This is a genomic window from Methylobacillus sp. DLP286 (assembly GCF_056636515.1).
The window spans coordinates 164,571-182,363 of record NZ_CM153145.1 but is presented as its reverse complement, the minus strand read 5'-3'; the positions used below and the strand labels follow the sequence as shown (position 1 = coordinate 182,363).

Annotated in this window: 16 protein-coding genes; 8 read left to right on the top strand and 8 right to left on the bottom strand. The window is 55.3% G+C overall.

Features of this window, described 5'->3' with window-relative positions; genetic code table 11:
- Window positions 1–175: 175 nt before the first annotated feature.
- A complete protein-coding gene (locus ACWXTG_RS00855) occupies window positions 176–910 on the bottom strand; it encodes a secretin N-terminal domain-containing protein (protein WP_480220383.1) in 735 nt (244 codons plus the stop codon).
- Window positions 911–1,089: 179 nt separating this feature from the next.
- The gene (locus ACWXTG_RS00850; protein ID WP_309564768.1) at window positions 1,090–2,250 is read right to left on the bottom strand and encodes a JmjC domain-containing protein; all 1,161 of its coding nucleotides are present in this window, start codon (window positions 2,248–2,250) and stop codon (window positions 1,090–1,092) included.
- An 81-nt stretch (window positions 2,251–2,331) separates the two neighbouring features.
- On the opposite strand from ACWXTG_RS00850, the gene ACWXTG_RS00845 reads away from it, so the two are divergent.
- Both ACWXTG_RS00845 and ACWXTG_RS00840 read left to right on the top strand, forming a co-directional pair.
- Window positions 2,332–2,793: a peroxiredoxin gene (locus tag ACWXTG_RS00845; protein WP_309564767.1), complete on the top strand. Its 462-nt coding sequence runs from the start codon at window positions 2,332–2,334 to the stop codon at window positions 2,791–2,793.
- 14 nt (window positions 2,794–2,807) lie between these two features.
- Window positions 2,808–3,287 carry an FKBP-type peptidyl-prolyl cis-trans isomerase gene (locus ACWXTG_RS00840; protein WP_309564766.1) on the top strand — a complete coding sequence of 160 codons (480 nt, stop codon included), beginning with the start codon at window positions 2,808–2,810 and terminating at the stop codon, window positions 3,285–3,287.
- A gap of 113 nt (window positions 3,288–3,400) precedes the next feature.
- On the opposite strand, the gene ACWXTG_RS00835 is transcribed toward ACWXTG_RS00840, so the two are convergent.
- The 3 genes from ACWXTG_RS00835 to ACWXTG_RS00825 form a co-directional block, all read right to left on the bottom strand.
- The gene (locus ACWXTG_RS00835; protein WP_309564765.1) at window positions 3,401–3,649 is read right to left on the bottom strand and encodes a hypothetical protein; all 249 of its coding nucleotides are present in this window, start codon (window positions 3,647–3,649) and stop codon (window positions 3,401–3,403) included.
- A 109-nt stretch (window positions 3,650–3,758) separates the two neighbouring features.
- The gene (gene mutS, locus ACWXTG_RS00830) at window positions 3,759–6,284 is read right to left on the bottom strand and encodes a DNA mismatch repair protein MutS (RefSeq protein WP_480221251.1); all 2,526 of its coding nucleotides are present in this window, start codon (window positions 6,282–6,284) and stop codon (window positions 3,759–3,761) included.
- 203 nt (window positions 6,285–6,487) lie between these two features.
- Window positions 6,488–8,710, bottom strand: a complete 2,223-nt coding sequence (locus ACWXTG_RS00825; protein WP_309564764.1) for a TonB-dependent receptor family protein — start codon at window positions 8,708–8,710, stop codon at window positions 6,488–6,490.
- A 328-nt stretch (window positions 8,711–9,038) separates the two neighbouring features.
- Here ACWXTG_RS00825 and ACWXTG_RS00820 point away from each other — a divergent pair, with 328 nt between their 5' ends.
- Together ACWXTG_RS00820 and ACWXTG_RS00815 are read left to right on the top strand one after the other, a co-directional pair.
- On the top strand, window positions 9,039–10,376 hold the full coding sequence (locus tag ACWXTG_RS00820; protein ID WP_309564763.1) for a histidine kinase: 1,338 nt from the start codon (window positions 9,039–9,041) through the stop codon (window positions 10,374–10,376).
- 5 nt (window positions 10,377–10,381) lie between these two features.
- Window positions 10,382–11,020, top strand: a complete 639-nt coding sequence (locus ACWXTG_RS00815) for a response regulator (protein ID WP_309564762.1) — start codon at window positions 10,382–10,384, stop codon at window positions 11,018–11,020.
- A 249-nt stretch (window positions 11,021–11,269) separates the two neighbouring features.
- Here ACWXTG_RS00815 and ACWXTG_RS00810 read toward each other — a convergent pair whose 3' ends face one another.
- From ACWXTG_RS00810 to ACWXTG_RS00800, 3 genes are all read right to left on the bottom strand, one after another.
- Window positions 11,270–11,911, bottom strand: coding sequence for a response regulator (locus ACWXTG_RS00810; protein ID WP_309564761.1), 642 nt, complete (start codon window positions 11,909–11,911; stop codon window positions 11,270–11,272).
- Complete coding sequence (locus ACWXTG_RS00805) at window positions 11,908–13,266, bottom strand: ATP-binding protein (protein WP_309564760.1); 1,359 nt, start codon at window positions 13,264–13,266, stop codon at window positions 11,908–11,910. Before ACWXTG_RS00805 ends, ACWXTG_RS00810 begins: the two co-directional genes overlap by 4 nt.
- Window positions 13,267–13,580: 314 nt before the next feature.
- Window positions 13,581–14,387 (bottom strand): inositol monophosphatase family protein, encoded by an 807-nt coding sequence (locus ACWXTG_RS00800; RefSeq protein WP_309564759.1) that lies wholly within the window; start codon window positions 14,385–14,387, stop codon window positions 13,581–13,583.
- 119 nt (window positions 14,388–14,506) lie between these two features.
- Here ACWXTG_RS00800 and ACWXTG_RS00795 point away from each other — a divergent pair, with 119 nt between their 5' ends.
- The 4 genes from ACWXTG_RS00795 to ACWXTG_RS00780 all read left to right on the top strand — a co-directional run bounded on the left by ACWXTG_RS00795 (window position 14,507) and on the right by ACWXTG_RS00780 (window position 17,784).
- Window positions 14,507–15,259 (top strand): RNA methyltransferase, encoded by a 753-nt coding sequence (locus ACWXTG_RS00795; protein ID WP_480220382.1) that lies wholly within the window; start codon window positions 14,507–14,509, stop codon window positions 15,257–15,259.
- A 40-nt stretch (window positions 15,260–15,299) separates the two neighbouring features.
- Entirely contained in the window at window positions 15,300–16,052 is a 753-nt protein-coding gene (cysE, locus tag ACWXTG_RS00790) for a serine O-acetyltransferase (RefSeq protein WP_309564757.1), read from the top strand.
- Window positions 16,053–16,152: 100 nt separating this feature from the next.
- Window positions 16,153–16,623: a Fe-S cluster assembly transcriptional regulator IscR gene (gene iscR / locus ACWXTG_RS00785; RefSeq protein WP_309564756.1), complete on the top strand. Its 471-nt coding sequence runs from the start codon at window positions 16,153–16,155 to the stop codon at window positions 16,621–16,623.
- A gap of 15 nt (window positions 16,624–16,638) precedes the next feature.
- Window positions 16,639–17,784: a cysteine desulfurase family protein gene (locus ACWXTG_RS00780; RefSeq protein ID WP_480220381.1), complete on the top strand. Its 1,146-nt coding sequence runs from the start codon at window positions 16,639–16,641 to the stop codon at window positions 17,782–17,784.
- Window positions 17,785–17,793 lie beyond the last annotated feature (9 nt).

Genomic DNA, 17,793 nt, shown 5'->3' with positions numbered 1-17,793 from the left:
CTTAAAGATGTGTGTAGACAATAAATTTTAAAACCAGTTACGGTAAGCCTTTAAACCAACCGAGTGCCAAAAATTCTACCATTTCCGATAAAAAATACCACTGTTTTTTGGCTACCAGCCTTATTTAGCACAATATTCTGCCACTTTTCGAATAAAAAAACAGGCGGCAAATCCCTCAATCAACCTTGATTTGCAAGCGGCTGTTTTTTCCTTCTGCAAACTGGCTTTGCGAGAGAATGGCGCGGCTGACCTCATCCCGCCCCTGCATGACGCCGCCGATATCCAGCCACTGTCCCCGCGAGGCGCGGACAATGGTCGACAACTGTTCGAAATCAATGAAACCCATCGCATTAAGGCGCGCGATACGCGGCGTGATTTCCACCTCGACCTCATTACCGATATAACGGGGCCTGACAGCAAAACCAGTCGTGATGTCATGGAATTCTGTTGTCTGCTGTACATTGGCATATTGCGCGGTCAGCAATACCCACTGCTGAGTAAAGGGCACGGATTGCCCGACCCGGATGAAAGCGCGCTCGCCATCCAGCACCGTCAGGAACTGCTCCCCACTGCGACGGCTTGCAGTCTGGCTGTCATCCATGTTGAAGCGCAAGCCGTCGCGCCCGGAAGCATCATTGATGCCGATCTCGGCATCCCCGTGCCGCAGGCTTCCGTCAACACCCATTGAGCGATTATCCTGGGCGGCATAATCGTCATGGCGGATCGTGATCCGCACATTGCGTTGCACGGTATCCAACCTTTCGACCAAGGCCTCGACCGCATCCATTTTGTCGGCTGTGGCGCGCACGACCAAGTGATGGTCTATCGCGGTGACCGAACCTTCGGGGCCGACTAGCTGTTGTACCGCAGGCAGGATATCCTGCGGAAAACGATGCTGCAGCGTAATCATCTTAAAATCCAACCCTGCCGCCTGGACAGGCAAGCAAACCAGACACATGGTCATCAACAAGGCACGCATGATTTCATCCCTGGCCAATGCATACTCCTAATTTACGGCTGGCAGTGACGCCACTTCCGGTAGAGAGATATCACTCCACCTTGCATATTGCTTTTGCGTAAGCTACGCGATCACTCCATGAAATGCAAATAACCCGCCAGATACCAGCCATATAGCTGCTGCATCAATGCAGCATCCTGCAGGATAGCGGAATCAAAGCAAGCAGCCTCAAGCCGGCGACCATCCGCCAATGCCGTCAGAACCGGCTGATGCTGCACCACTGCCGCCAGCTGCTCGCCATTCATGAAGAACTGGTTTCCATGGAACAACATCTGGCTCTTGCCAGACAATGCAATGCCGTGCTTTGGGAGTTGTTGCACAAACTGCTTCAATCCCAGCGCCTCATTTTCATCAAACACGATATGCGGTTTGGGCTCTGAAAGGTAACGTCCGAGAAAATCGGACACATCATTGGGCTGCCAGCGGATCTGCTCCAGCATCGCGCTGACCTTGTCCAGCATCCGCGTGCCAATCTCCGCCGGATGCGACTGCAGCGGCAATTCCGGGTCTGCATACATCCCAGGCACGTGCAATTTGTCCTGCAGGTAATTGAGGAATTCGCTGGCGAGCTCCTGCGCCGAAGGCGCCCGGAAGCCGATGGAGTACGTCATGGCATTGCCCGCTGCAATGCCCCAGTGCGCGACGTGGGGCGGCAAATACAGCATATCCCCTGGCTCTAACACCCATTCCTGCTCGGTATTGAAATTTTGCAGGATACGCAGCGGCGCGCCCTCGACCAAGCTCAAGTCCTGCTGCTCACTGATCCGCCACAAACGCTCGCCTTCGCCCTGCAACAGGAACACGTCGTACGAATCGAAATGCGGCCCCACGCCTCCCTGGTCGGGCGCAAAGCTCACCATGAGGTCGTCCAGCCTGGCGTAAGGCACGAAAGCGAACTGCTGCAACAATTCCGCCGCTTCCGGCAAATGATGGTTGACGCCTTGCACCAGCAGGGTCCAGTCGCGCTCGGGCAGCTTGGCAAAGCGGTTTTCGTCGAACGGTCCACTCTCCACGCTCCAGCGCCCGCGCTTGAATGAAATCAGGCGAGACTGCACATCCTCCTCGCAAGCCAATCCTGCCAACTCATCCGGGCTCAGCAATCCATGGAAGCCAGGAATGGCCTGGCGGATCAACAGAGGTTTTTTCTGCCAGTATTCGGCGAGGAATTGTTCTGCGCTCAAACCGCCAAGCAAGGTCAGCGGGATCTCTTGTGAAATTTGTTCTTTTTTCATGTTCGCATGATAGCGTATTGCTTACGCTGCCAAGAAATTAGGTTAGAATCTTTCCCGTCATCCCCAACTGCAAAGCAAGCCATGCTGCAGCCCAATACGCCAGCCCCTGACTTTTCCCTGCTAGATGCAGATATCGAGACTATCAGCCTTTCCGCATTGCGCGGACACAATGTGGTGCTCTATTTCTATCCCAAGGACAACACCCCCAGTTGCACATTGCAAGCCATTGAGTTCAGCGACCTGGAGGACGAATTCAAGCGCCATGACACTTTCGTGATCGGCATCAGCCGGGATGATTGCATGAGCCACGCCAACTTCCGCGACAAGCATGGCCTGGCAGTACAACTGCTATCCGATGAGGATGGCGAGGTATGCAGCCAATATGGCGTATGGCAGGAAAAAGAGAAGGACGGCATCAAAAAAATGGGCATCGTCCGCTCCACATTTGTCATCGACCGGACTGGAGTGGTACGCTTGGCACAATATGGGGTGGTGGCCAAAGGCCATGCCGCAGAAATACTCAACTTTATCAAATCACTTTAAAAGAAGGATCTTTCATGCAGATCGCCATGAACACTGTTGTCACCATCACTTATGAACTACGCGATAGCGATGGGAATATTCTGGAGGCCAGCAAGGATCCCGTCAGCTACCTGCACGGCGGATATGACAATATTTTCCCGCGAGTAGAAGAAGAACTGCATGGCAAATCCGTTGGCGACTCCATCGAACTGACCTTGGAACCGGCCGACGCATTCGGCGACTATGACGAGGAGCTGGTGCAAATAGAGCCTGTTTCCGCTTTTCCTACGGAAGAATTGAAGGTCGGCATGCAATTTGAAGGCGAAGACGAAACCGGCGATGTGGTGCTGTATACCGTGACCAATATCGAAGACGGCAAGGTCATCGTCGACGGCAACCATCCCTGGGCTGGCGAACGCGTGCTGTTCAAGGCGTCCGTCACCGCCGTGCGCGAAGCGGGCAAGGAAGAAGTAGAGCACGGCCACGTGCATGGCGCAGGTGGGCACCATCACTAGGCTTAGTTGGCGTCGATGAGCTGAACCTGGGCTGTACGCCCAATAGAAAAGGCAGCCATCAGGCTGCCTTTTTCATATCCAGTGCGGCTTAAAGAAAAGCCGCTTGACTTACATCATGCGCAAGACACGCTGCGTACCGCCTTCTTGGCACGCGCCTGCTTGCGTCTGGCCAAACGCGCATTGATACGCGACTGCCTCATGGACAATGACCAGCTGTAACTGGTCCAGCCAATCGACAGGGCAAGGGAAGCTCCACCGGCAACCATCGCACCCTGCTTTTCACCGGCAAACCAGCCGATCATGGCAACAAATGATGCAAACACCACCGGAATCACTATCTTGATGAAATACTCGACAACCATATTTTCCTTTTGGGATATCTAAATTGACAAAACCGCAGTCCCGGTAAGGACTACGGTTCACATTGTGGCAGGGAGTTGTTTCAAAACTATGTCGAATTATTGCTGATATTTATATTAATTTTTTCAATTTGTACAAAACATCCAGCGCCTGCCTTGGCGTCAAGCCATCGGGATCGATGCTTTCAAGCTCGGAAACCGCCGGGTGCATGGCGGGTTCCGGCGCACTATCCACCGCGACAAACATATCTCCTTGCCCGGAAGAGGATTGCTGCATCACCTGGCTTTGTTCAAGCTGCACCAGCTTCCGCTTCGCGGCATTCACCACCGAACGCGGGATGCCCGCCAACTGCGCCACCTGCAGCCCGTAGCTCTGGCTTGCGGGCCCCTCTTCCACGTTATGCAGGAACACGATGCCGTTGCCGTGCTCGACCGCATCCAAGTGCACATTGGCCGCATGCTTGAATTCTTCGCTAATCCTGGTCAGCTCGAAATAGTGCGTGGCGAACAAGGTATAGCTGCGGTTCTTCTCCAGCAGTTGCCTGGCCACCGCCCATGCCAGGGACAAGCCGTCAAAGGTCGAGGTGCCGCGCCCGATTTCATCCAGCAATACCAGGCTCTGTTCCGTCGCATTGTGCAGGATATTGGCGGTCTCGGTCATTTCCACCATGAAGGTGGAGCGTCCTCCCGCCAAATCGTCCGAAGCGCCGATGCGGGTAAAAATCCGGTCTATCGGGCCTATCTTCGCCGATTTCGCCGGAACGAAACAGCCACAGTGCGCGAGCAGCACGATCAGCGCGGTTTGCCGCATGTAAGTCGACTTGCCGCCCATGTTGGGGCCAGTGATCAACAATAACTGGCGGTAAGGCGACAAGGAAACGCTATTGGCGATGAACGGCTGCGCCAACTGCTCCACTACCGGATGGCGGCCGTCCACGATATCCAGGCCGGCATCATTGCTGAATTGGGGCGCGACATATTTCAGCACGTCCGCACGCTCGGCAAATGTTGCCAGCACATCCAATTGCGCCACGGCTTCGGCATTACGTTGCAAGGCAGTCAGCGCAGGCTGCAAGTTTTCAAGCAATGCGTCGAACAGCACTTTTTCACGTGCCAGGGCGCGCTCATTGGCGGACAATACCTTGTCTTCGAACGTCTTCAGTTCGGGCGTGATATAGCGCTCGACGTTCTTCAGGGTCTGGCGGCGGCGGTATTCGGCGGGCACCTTCTCGGATTGCGCACGGCTGATCTCGATGTAAAAGCCATGTACGCTGTTGTATTCCACCTTGAGGTTGCCGATGCCGCTGCGTTCGCGCTCCTGCGCTTCGAACTTGAGCAGGAACTCGCCGCAATTGCTCTGGATGCCGCGCAACTCATCCAGCTCGGCATCAAAACCATCGGCAATCACGCCGCCTTCGCGCAATACGGCGGCAGGCTCGTCCTTGACGGCCGCCAGCAACATCACCAACGCGGCTTGCGGGACATCCAACTGTTGCTGCAAGGCTTGCAGCAACAACGAACTTTCAGGACGCAATACACGCTGCAACAACGGCAGTTGTTGCAAACTATCGCGCAAGCCGGACAAATCGCGAGGACGCGCCGTTTTCAGGGCAACGCGCGCCGTCATGCGCTCGATATCCCCGACATTGCGCAATAATGGACGCAAGCCATCATATTGCGCCTGTAAGCCCGTCACCGCCTGCAGGCGCGCCTGGATTTCAGGCTGGTGCTGCAGGGGATGATGCAGCCAGCTGCGCAGCAAGCGCGCGCCCATGGCCGTCACGGTGGTATTCAGCAAGGAATACAATGTCGGCGACGGCTCCCCGCGCAAGGTCTGGTCGATTTCCAGGTTGCGGCGCGTCGCGGCATCCAGCTGGATGAACTGGCCTCCCTGCTCTACCGTCAGCCCCTGGATATGCGGCAGGCTGGTGCGCTGCGTATGCTTGACGTAATCCAGCAAGGCGCCAGCCGCCATGATGGCCGCCTGCATATCGGCGCAGCCGAAGCCATCCAGGTCGTAGGTGCTGAACTGCTTGGTCAGGGTCTGGACCGATGAATCCAGGTCGAACTGCCAAGGTGCCAACCTTTTCTTGGAGCATTTCACCTGCTCCAGCGCGACATGGGAAAAATCATCGGGATACAGAATTTCAGCCGGGCTGATGCGCTCCAGCTCCTGCGCCAGCAGCCCCGGCGCTATTTCGCTCAGGACAAAGCGTCCCGAGGCAAGATTGATGCGGGCAATCCCCAATACGCCCTCGCCACGCACAATGGCAAGCAGCAGGTTGTCGCGCGTGTCGTCCAGCAAGGCCGCGTCGGTCAGCGTGCCCGGCGTCAGGATGCGCGTGACCTCCCGCTCCACCGGCCCCTTGCTCTTGGCAGGGTCGCCCACCTGTTCGCAAATGGCGACGGCCTCCCCCAGCTTGGCAAGTTTTGCCAGGTATTGCTCCGCCGCATGATAAGGCACGCCCGCCATGCGGATAGGCTCGCCATTGGAACTCCCGCGCTTGGTGAGCGTAATGCCGAGCAAGCGCGATGCCTTCTCCGCATCGTCATGGAATAATTCGTAGAAATCCCCCATGCGGTAGAACACCAGCATATCGGGGTATTGCGCCTTGATGCCGAGATACTGGCGCATCATCGGCGTATGCTGTTCCAAGGTATTGTCTAAGGTAGTCAACTTGATTGCCTATTCATGCATGCTCGCCAACGCCAGCACATCACTACAAACCTTGATTATAACGCCGCCGCCGTCATGCCTACCATGCAAAAAAAACGCCCCGATAACGGGGCGTCAGTACAACTACTCCAGCAACAAAGCCGGAGGAAGGATGCGGTTAAGGATTAGAAATCGTAACGGACACCGCCGAATACCTGACGTTGGCGACCTGCATGCATGCCATCGACGCGAGTTGCCAGATACTCCTTGTCACCCAGGTTATGCCCGCTGATGAAGAAGGTAGCCTTGCTGCCCACTGGACGGTAGCTGACCGAAGCGTTAAGCAAGGTATAGGATGGAATCTTTCCGCTCTTTCCGTTGAGCGCATCATATTCGCTGCGCCCCTCGCGGAAAGGCACATCCTCATACTGCTCGCTAACATAATCCACCCCGATGCGGGCATTGAACCCGACTGGATGCTCATAACCGAAGTTCAGCGAAGCGATATGCTTGGGCGCATAGGCAAGACGGTCTCCGCTGCGAATGTCATCATCCAAGCTGGTTTTCTTGAACTTAGCGGTAAACAGGTTAGTATAAGCCCCGCTGATATAAAAGTTATGGGCGGTATTGTAAAGAGTGCCAAAATCAATACGCCCGCCTAACTCGATACCAGTATGGTGGGACTCGCCGCCATTTCTGAATGAACCAAAGCCATTGCTGATCACGATTTCGTCAAACTGCGTATGGAACAATGTTGCTTCATATGCAATACCTCTCAGGTTATTGGAACGAATACCCAACTCCCAATTAGTGCTTTCCTCAGGCTTTACTTTGTGAGCAACCGCTGAGTTGGGAACAGGATCACCCGACACATCCTCTACAACTGTGACATCCCTATCTGGCCTAGGGGGCGCAAACCCCTTATGTACCCCAGCAAAAACTGTCGTATTTTCCATTCCATTCCAAGCGACGCCGAATCCTGGTAATACTTTAGTATGGCTATTCGTCAGATCCGATTCGGGATTATTGTGAGCCACACCTTCAGCACGCTTGATATTAGTCGCAATGCGGATATCTTCCACCCGGATTCCCGGCGTCAAAGACCAATCGCCAACATAAAATGTATTCTGCGCATAATAGGACTTCGCTTCGACGTTGATCGCAATATCTTCACGGTGGCTGCCATTGGCCCTGGCCCAACCCAAGCTTTGCGCCAGCGGATTGCTGTCGCGCCACTGATCCCGCTGGATATCCTCCTTGTGATAACGGAAACCGATCACCGCATCACTGGCAATCCCGAACAGGTTATGGCTAAAATCCAAACGAGGCTCGATACCCCAATATTCATAATCCCGAGGTCTCCAGCGGCCGCCACATTGGGCTGAATTCGCCTCCGTTGCCACCACCCCTGAACAGCGATCCATTTGTGAACGCCCGTTCAACTCTCCAGGCTCGTTAATCTGACGGAAAGAGGCGCGCTCGGACTTAGCATAGTAGAACTGCGTGCTAAGCTTGGCTTGATCGTTGATTTGAAATAGATGTTGCAACTGCAACGATTTTCTTTCATGGTTAAAATAATCCTGCTTGCCGGTCGGTGCTTGGTATTTATCCTCCGCATATTCCACCGCCCCTAGACCGGTTTCAGAAATACTTGAGTTTTCTTCATACCAGCCCACTTTGGCAATCAAGGTGTTTCGGTCATCCAGGTTCAACTGCCCTTTCAATGTCAATTCATTGATCTCAAAATCATGGTTGTCGCGAATACCATCACCCTTCCGGTTAACCGCATCCAACATGATGCCGCCCCAGTCGCCGCCTGTACCGATATTGACGTGGCCGCCGCTGAAATTGTTATTGCCGATAATCGCCATCACGCTTGCCTGAAACTCTTTTGGCACCGGCTTGGTCACGAAGTTGATCATGCCGCCGACCGTCTGAGGGCCGTATAGGGTCTGCCCGGAGCCTTTTACTATTTCGATCCGGCTTACACGGTCAAGCGGTGTGGAATAATGGGCTGATGGGTCGCCGTAAGGCGCCAGGAACAAAGGTACGCCGTCTTCCATAAGCAAAGTACGTGAAGTACGGCGGGGATTCAGGCCGCGAACGCCGATATTGGGCGCCAGCGCAAAGGCATCTTCACCAACAATATTAATCCCGGGTGTTTGGTTTAATGCTTCGCGCACGCTGAATGGCTGGCGAGCCTTCAATTCCTTTTCATCCACCACATTGAAAGAGCCAGGCACCGCCTCCAAGCGATCTGGCAGAATGCCGGTCACCTTGACCTTGTCTGCGACAATGTTCTCCTCATTCGCCTCAGAAGCGGCGATTTGTTGACTTGCCTGTTCTGCCGCGAACGCTGGCATGGTCAGGATCAAAGCCGCCATCCCCATCATTGGTTTTTTAATCACGTTTGAATTCCCTCTCAGTATTATTTGAACGCTGGAATAGCATTGTTTTTCCAGCACTTCTCCATAAATATCACCGGTTTTCTTTAATTGTAAAAATTTGTAACCAGTGACAGCTGAGAGTTTCCAAGGATTGGTTCAATTCAAGAAGGGGAATTAATCACAAATAATATTGGGAATAAATCCCAAATATGTTTTGAAAATATTTCAATGCAAATAAAAATTAATCACACATAAAAACGGGAGAAACTCACAAACCCGCGTCCAGCAAGCGATTTCAGGAAAAAATCACTTCCATGGAATGAATAATCTCTATCAGAATGTCGCGATAATGAGCACCACTCAAAACTCCATTCCTATGATCACATTCTGGACACGCATTTCTCAGTCTGCCCGTGATTTTGTCATCTCCCTGATTGTCATCATGAGCGTCTTCCTGCTCTCGGCAAAGCTGGACCTCTCGGAAAAATTCATTGCATGGGCGCTGGCTCATGAATCGCTGCAGCTGGACGAGTTTCCATTGGTGCTTTTCGCCGCAGCTTTTGTCGCCATCTGGTTTTCACGCCGCCGAATGCGCGAAATGATCTCTGAAGCCAACCGCAGGGCAGAAGCCGAACATGCATCGCAAGAAAGCCAGCGCATGTTCAAAACGCTGTTCGATCAAGGCTTGTGCGGCAATTTCATTGCTGACATGAAAGGCAATATCTTGCTGTGCAACCAGGCATTCAGCACCATGTCTGGCAACAGCGCCTCCACGCTCAACCTGAAGAAGGCAATTGGCAAGCATTGGGATGAGCTTTGCCAAAAGCTGCAAACGGCAGAAAAGGTCGATATTCCGGAACTCACGGTTGCGCGTCCCGATAATGCGCCATGGATCGTGACGGCCCGGCTGACACGCGCCCTGGACAATCCGCACACCTCCGAAAAAAATATCTACGGTTTTTTTGCCGATATCACGGAGCAACACTTGGCTGAGCGTGAACTGGCTGTCCTACTCAAGGAGAACCAGGCGCTTGCACGCCATGCCATGCAGGTTCAAGAGGAAGAGCGCCGCAATATTGCGCGTGAAGTCCATGACGAAATGGGACAGTACCTCACTGCAATCCGCCTGGAATTAGCCAGCCTGCCCAAGGACAAGCAACATCCGCTGGCAGAGTTTGCCGCGCGCATCAACTCGCATGTCGAGCATATTCAACAAGCGGTGCGGGGACTGATCCACCGCCTGCGGCCTACGGCATTGGACGCCCATGGGCTTGTGGAGGCGATTGAACAATTGGTCAGCGAGTGGAAAAAGCAGCATCCGGCGATCGAGTGTCAATTGGCGCTGGACAAGAGTTGCCTGAGCCTGCCGGAAAAAACCAGCATCGTAGCCTACCGCATCGTGCAGGAATCGCTCACCAACATCGCGCGCCATGCGCATGCAAGCCATATCTCGATCAAGCTCATCCGCACGCGCGGCATCCTTTCCGACACGTTGACGATAGAAGTTCATGATGACGGCGTTGGCTTCAACCCCCACCTGCCCAGAGCCGGTTTCGGCCTATCCGGCATGCGCGAGCGCGTTGAAGCGGAAGGCGGCGTGTTTAACGTACGCAGCAGGGAGAAAGGGGTCGTCATTTCGGCCACGCTACCCTTCAGTACAGCATCCAAGGCGATTCAGGAAAGTTAATTAACATGGCTCAGAAAATACTGTTGGCAGACGACCACGCAGTAGTGCGTAGCGGTTTACGCACCTTATTGGAAAACGCGGGCTACCAGGTGACCGCCGAGGCGGAAAACGGCGAGCGCGCTTGCACGCTTTGGCAGGAACACCACCCCGACCTGGGGATTCTCGATTTGGACATGCCCGGGATCGGCGGATTGGAAACCTTGCACCGCATCATTGCGCGCGATGGCAATGCCCGCCTCATCATCTTCAGCATGCACAACGACAATATCTATGCAGCGCGCGCCATGCAGGCTGGCGCCAAGGGCTATGTCGTCAAGACCGACGCGCCGGAAGTATTGCTGGAGGCGGTGAAGCAAGTGTTGCGCGGCGGACGCTACATCGGCCACGAACTGGCACAGCACCTCGCCATGGACCGCTTCACGCCTACCGAGAATCCATTGGAAAAACTCTCCCCGCGGGAGTTCGAAGTGTTCCGCCGGATTGCCGAAGGCGTTTCCTTGACCGGCATCGCGGAACAATTGCACATCGGCTACAAGACCGCCGCCAACATCCAGACACAGGTAAGGCAGAAGCTCAACGTGCAAACCACGGGGCAACTGGTGCATATGGCGATACGCTTCGGCATCACCCAGCAACGGGATTGAATTGATTCAAGGCAAAAAAAAACCAGGTGTCAGCCTGGTTTTGATACATCCTTAGTGGTATGGAGTTGAACAACAGGCTTGATGGGGAAACGTCTTGCTGAAAAATCCAAGCTGTTAGGTAGCATCCTATGCCTAAGCGGTTGAATCAGCCATCGCATTAATTCCCCAAAAACACCAGGAATTATTCCCGACAATGACAAAATCTTGCGCTTTTCGGGAAGGTGTTTCGAAAAACCCAGGAATCATGCTTCAACCTTCAATTACGCCATGCTTGATAGCGAGTCGGACCAGCTCGATTGGGCTGGTGATACCTAATTTCTGCTTCAGCAGCGTCTGGTAATTCGCTACGGTTTTCTGGCTGATCTTCAGGATAGTGGAAATCTCCTCTATCCCCTTGCCCGCGGCCAGCAAGCGGAATACTTCAAACTCGCGCGCGGACAATAAGCGCGTAGGATCGTCACTACCTGAAAGCGTTTGCAACGCAATCTGCTGGGCAATGCCCGGGCTCAAGTATCCCTTGCCCTGTGCCACTTCGCGCACCGCCTGGACCAGATCGTCCGCCGCGCCGGACTTGGCAACATAAGCCCTGGCGCCCGCCCCTAAAGCCTGTGATGCAAACGCCGCATTCTCATGCATGGAGAAAATAATCACACGGGCCTGGGGATAACGCGCAATGATGCGCCGCAAGGCCTCCAGCCCGCCCATACCCGGCATGGACATATCCATCACGACGACGTCGGGCACATGCTCGCCATAGAACTGGTACGCCTGCTCCCCGCTGTCCGCCTCGGCAATGACCTCCACGCCGTCATTTTGCTCAAGCAAGCGCCGCAGACCGGAGCGGACGACCTCATGGTCGTCCACCAACATGACGCGAATATTCACACTCATTGTTTATCCCCTACTGATTCTTGTAATGGCAATTCGACGTTGACGCGCGCGCCGGCAGCCAAAGCGCTTTCCAATGAGAAACGCCCTCCCAGGCCTTCCACGCGCTCCCGCATGCCCGCCAGCCCAAAACCGGATGGCAACTGGGCAGTATTGAATCCTCGTCCGTTATCCTCAACCGTAATCCTGAGCATAGCGCCCTCGATACTGATCCGTATATCCACCTGGCTGGCATGGGCATGCCGGGTCACATTGGTCAGGCACTCCTGCACGATGCGATAGACCGCGATAGCCGTCGTCTCATCCTGGACGTCGTCGAGACGCTCGGGAATGTCAAAACGCACTTCAACCTGCTGGTTACGCTGCTTCCAGGTATTCACCAGGTCTGTCACGGCAGTGCTGAGCCCGAACGCATCCAGGCCCGATGGACGCAACCTCTGCAACATGTCATGCACGATATCCATCATCTGCCGCGCCACTGCGCTGATGGCTTTGGCGCTTTCCTTGGCCCCTTCGATATTCTTGGCATTGAGGATAGCGGAAGCATCCACATGCACGGCCGTGAGGTATTGCCCGATTTCATCATGCAGGTCGCGAGCCAGGTTTTTGCGTTCGTCCTCCTGCAGGCGGATCATCTGCTGCGTGAGCTTATGATTGTTGTGAATGCTCGTTTCCAGCGTCTCGGCCATGGCATTGAACTTCCGGCTGATGCCAGCCAGCTCCGGCAGCTCAAACTCCGGCAGCCGCGCTTTGAGGTTGCCACGCTCCAGCTCATTCAACGCCGTCATCACGCTGTCGACAGGCCGCATCGCGCGTCCCACCGCCCAATACACCAACGCATTGACGGCTACAAAGAAGATCGCGACCAGCAGCAGCAGCCCCATGATATCGCCCAACACTTCCTGGATTTCATAACTAGGATCGGGGGTGACGACCAACTCGCCGATCATGCGGCCGCTGACAAAAATCTTGCGGCGGATTTCAGGCATGGCCGGGGAAATGAATCCCATGGTCCGTACCAGCCAGGAGGTTGGCTCCTGCTTGTCGCCTTCGATATTGCTGTCCCGCAGGCGCCCGTTCGCATCAAAAAACTCGATGCGCAGGTGCCGGACGTTTCCAAGGCTGTGCAACCGGAACATGGAATTGGAGTTTTGGCCATCAGTCTCGCGCAGCCAGGCGAAGTCGGAGGTGTAATGCAGTATTTCCGCATCCAGCAGGTGCATGGCCAGCGTAGCGGTGGATTGCACTTCCGCACGCACGTCATCCCGCGCGTTATGGACCATCATGATTGCAGCAAGCAACAACACCGATGCCAACAGCAGGGTAATGATCAGGTTGAGACGTAATTTTAGGTTCATCGGCGAACTTGATTGAGCAGGAGGTTGCGGGTGATTGCGCAATTTAAATCAGTTCTCCGAAAACAGAAACGGGAAAAAGTCCCGACACCTATCCATTCAGCACGAAATTTGAATGAACATTTCCCCCTGCCCAAGTGACACATTCCTACAGCCACCGGCCTGCTCACTCTCTAGAATGACTCCCAGAAGTTAAGAGTTCACTCCATGTTCTTTGCAACTTCTCCATAGTGTAATGCCAGCGTGAAAACTCACGCTGGCTTTTTTCTTTTATGGATATGTAGATTTGAAATGGGCAACATCCGCTGCCCTGGACATTACTTTTTCTTGGTCTTCAACTCTTCGGTCAAATGCGGCGCCAGGACCTGCAACATCTGTGCGAATACCTTGGGGTTGGCGGCCACGATATTGCCGCTTTCCAGAAAACCCTCGTTCCCCTCGAAATCCCCGACCAAGCCGCCTGCTTCGTGCACCAGCAAAGCGCCAGCCGCAATATCCCAGGTAGACAGGCCGATTTCCCAGAAGCCGTCGAACCATCCGGCCGCGACATAAGCCAGGTCAAGCGCGGCAGAGCCGGGGCGGCGCAAGCCGGCGGTTTTCTTCACCATATCCTTGAACATGCCGAGGTAAGTCTCGAAATGGGTGAAGTCGCGGAACGGGAAACCCGTGCCGATCAGGGAATCCTGCAACTTGGGACGGTTGGTGACGCGGATACGCTTGTTGTTCAGGAAAGCGCCGCCGCCGCGAATGGCCGTGAACAGATCGTTCCGGCTGGGATCGTAGATGACCGCACGCGTGATCTGACCCTTTTGCCTCAAGGCGATCGAAACGGAATATTGCTGGAAACCATGCAGGAAATTGGTCGTACCGTCCAACGGATCAATGATCCAGACGTTTTCCGCATCCTCGTCCTGCTTGCCGCTTTCCTCGCCAAAAAAACCATGGTCAGGATAGGCGTTCTTCAGCACATCAATAATGGCCGCCTCGGCAGCATGGTCGATTTCACTGACGAAATCGTTGTAATCCTTGCTGCGCACCGTCAGGGCGCCCACATCCAAGGAGCCACGATTGATAATATCGCCTGCACGGCGGGCGGCCTTGACCGCATTGTTCAACAAATGCATAGATTCTTTCCGTTATCGATGTCCCGGCAGGCCGGGCTGGTTTTAAAGAACAAGTGGCAAATGTGCTTTTTCGAGCACAGGGCCTAAACTGTTAAAATGATATTTTAAGCTTTATTGCCATGACCTCCAAACCCAACCTGCTGCAACAAATCCGTATCGTGCTCTGCCAGACAAGCCACCCCGGCAACATAGGAGCCGCTGCGCGCGCCATGAAGACCATGGGGCTGTCACGGCTCGTGCTGGTCAACCCAAAATCGTTCCCCCATGCCGAGGCGACCGCCATGGCATCGGGCGCGACGGACGTCCTCGATAACGCCCAGGTATGCGCAACCTTGGCGGAGGCATTGCACGGTACGGCGCTTGCCATCGGCATGAGCGCACGCAGGCGCGAACTTTCACATGCGCTGGTCTCAGCGCATGCTGGCGTGCAACGCGCGATTGACGCAGCCCACGGCGCCCCTGTCGCCATTGTGTTCGGCACGGAAATGAGCGGGCTCTCCAATGCGGAACTCGACCATTGCCAATTACTCGCCATGATTCCCGCCAACCCGGAATACTCCTCGCTCAACCTTGCGGCTGCCGTGCAGGTCATCAGCTATGAACTGCGCATGGCGGCCCTGGACAATCCACAGCCAGTCAGCACCGAATCCGCCCCATTGGCCACCAGCGACGAGGTCGAGCGTTTCTACGCGCACCTGGAGCAGGTATTGGTCGAGATCGGCTTTCTGAACCCTGCACAACCCAAGCGTCTGATGCAGCGCCTGCGCCGCATGTATGGCCGCGCAGGTCTGGAAAAGGAGGAAGTCAACATCCTGCGGGGCATACTCAGCGCCACGCAAAAGCCCTATCCGCCACGAAGGCCATCCCCTTGAGACATCACGCTTGCCTCCAATTTCAGAGTAAAATAGTAGGATGTTCAGCAAAATCAAAGAAGACATCAGCGTCGTATTCGAGCGGGACCCTGCTGCCCGCACGCGCTGGGAAATCCTCACCACCTATCCGGGCGTACATGCCCTGCTCATACACCGGGTCTCGCACCGGCTCTGGCGGCTGCGCCTTTACTGGCTGGCCAGGTTCAGCTCGTATATCGCACGCTGGTTCACCGGCATTGAAATCCATCCCGGCGCCGTCATCGGCCGGCGCGTCTTCATCGACCACGGCATGGGGGTGGTCATCGGCGAGACTGCCGTGATCGGGGACGACTGTACCCTGTACCACGGCGTCACCCTGGGCGGCACCTCATGGAACAAAGGCAAGCGCCATCCCACGCTGCTGAACGGCGTCGTGATCGGCGCGGGCGCGAAAGTGCTCGGCCCAATCACGATCGGCGCCAAAGCCAAGATCGGCTCCAATGCCGTTGTCGTCAAGGACATTCCGGACAATGCCACCGCGGTCGGCATTCCCGCGCGCATCGTCGACCAGGAGCAGCCACGCCAGCAGGACAACATGGCGGAAAAGATCGGCTTTGCCGCCTATGCCGTCAGCGAAAACATGAACGACCCATTGAACAAGGCCATTCATGCCCTCATCGAACATATCGCCTACCAGGACAATCAACTGCAGGAGGTCAAGCAGCAGCTGGCAAAACTCGGTGCAGACATCGAAACGGATGCCGAAGTCGGGCACGCTTTCGATGTGAACTACATCAACAAAATAGTTGACTAAAGTGTTCAGGTATTCTAGAATTCCAGTCTAGAAATCCGTCGTGAAAAAGCCGCGCCAATCCAGTAATGGCGCGCCATCCGAACAATTTTAGGAACCGAACATGCGATTAACCACAAAAGGCCGTTTTGCAGTGACTGCGATGCTGGATCTGGCCCTCAACGAAGAGGAAAAGCCGGTCACTCTTGCTGGCATCAGCGAGCGCCAAGGCATTTCCCTTTCCTACCTAGAACAGCTTTTTAGCCGCCTCCGCCGCAATGGGCTGGTGAAGAGCGTGCGCGGCCCAGGCGGCGGTTACCGCTTGGCCAAAAACCACCATGACATTTCCGTATCGGACATCATCACTGCCGTGGATGAGCTGATCGACGCCACCCAGTGCGGCGGCAAGGAAAACTGCCACGAAGGCAAGCCGTGCATGACGCACGACCTTTGGTCCAGCTTGAACGCCAAGATACTGGAATACCTCTCTGGCGTTGCGCTTGCCGACTTGGTGGCTTCGCAGCGTGAAGGCAAGGAAATCCGCTTCACGGTGCGCCGCGAAACCTCGCGCTCGCAGGTACAGGTCGCGGCCTAGGCCAAGGATTGCAACATGCGCCCGGTCTATTTTGACAACAATGGCACCACAGCCCTCCACCCCTCGGTGTTGCAGGCCATGTTGCCATATTTGTCTGAACAGCAAGGCAATGCCACCAGCCGCCACATTTATGGCCGCTCGGCCCGCAATGCCATCGACCAGGCACGCGAGCGGGTGGCGGATGCAGTTGGCGCGCATCCTTCGCAAGTGATCTTCACCAGCGGCGGCACCGAGGCCGACAACCTTGCCATCACAGGCGTAGCCAATGCGCTGGGTCAAGGCAGGATCGCCGTCAGCAGCCTGGAGCACCCTGCGGTTTCCCGGCCGGCCGAAGCGCTCAGGTGGCAAGGCTGGGAGCTTGACCGGATTGCCAGCAACCAGCATGGGCAGGTTGAAAAAACCTCGCTGGAATCCATATTGCAAAATAAGCCCGACATGGTATCGGTCATGCTGGCGAATAATGAAACCGGCGTGGTACAGGATGTCGCCGGCCTGGGCGAGCTTGCCCGTGAGCACAAGGCTTACATGCATACCGATGCAGTGCAGGCGTTGGGCAAGATGGACGTGGACTTCGCCAGCCTCAATGTGCATGCCATGAGCCTGTCGTCCCACAAGATCAATGGCCCGCAAGGCGCCGGCGCATTGATCCTGGACAAGCGGATCGATATCCAGCCGCTACTCTATGGCGGCGGGCAGGAAAGAGGCCTGAGGAGCGGCAGCGAGAATATCGCCGCGATCGTGGGTTTTGGCGCCGCTTGCGAGTTGGCATCCGCTGAAGCGCGGCAACGCCGCAGCGAATTGGCCTTCCTGCGCGAGCATTTGGAGCAAGGCATCCGCAAACTGGATGCGGTTATTTTCGGCGCAGGAGCCGAGCGTTTACCCAATACCAGCTTTTTTGCCTTTAGCGGCATCGAAGGCGAAACCCTGGTCATGGCCTTGGACAAGCAAGGATTTGCCGTTGCCAGCGGCTCGGCCTGCTCCAGCGACAATACCGAGCCCAGCCATGTTTTGCTGGCCATGGGCATCCAGCCGGATGTCGCCCGCGGTGCGATCAGGGTCAGCCTGGGCGCGAATAACGACATAGATGAGGTCAACGCCTTCCTGCAAGCGCTGGAACGCGAACTCGCAAGATTGAGAAAGTTAACTGCTATCGCAGTTTAGGAAACCGGA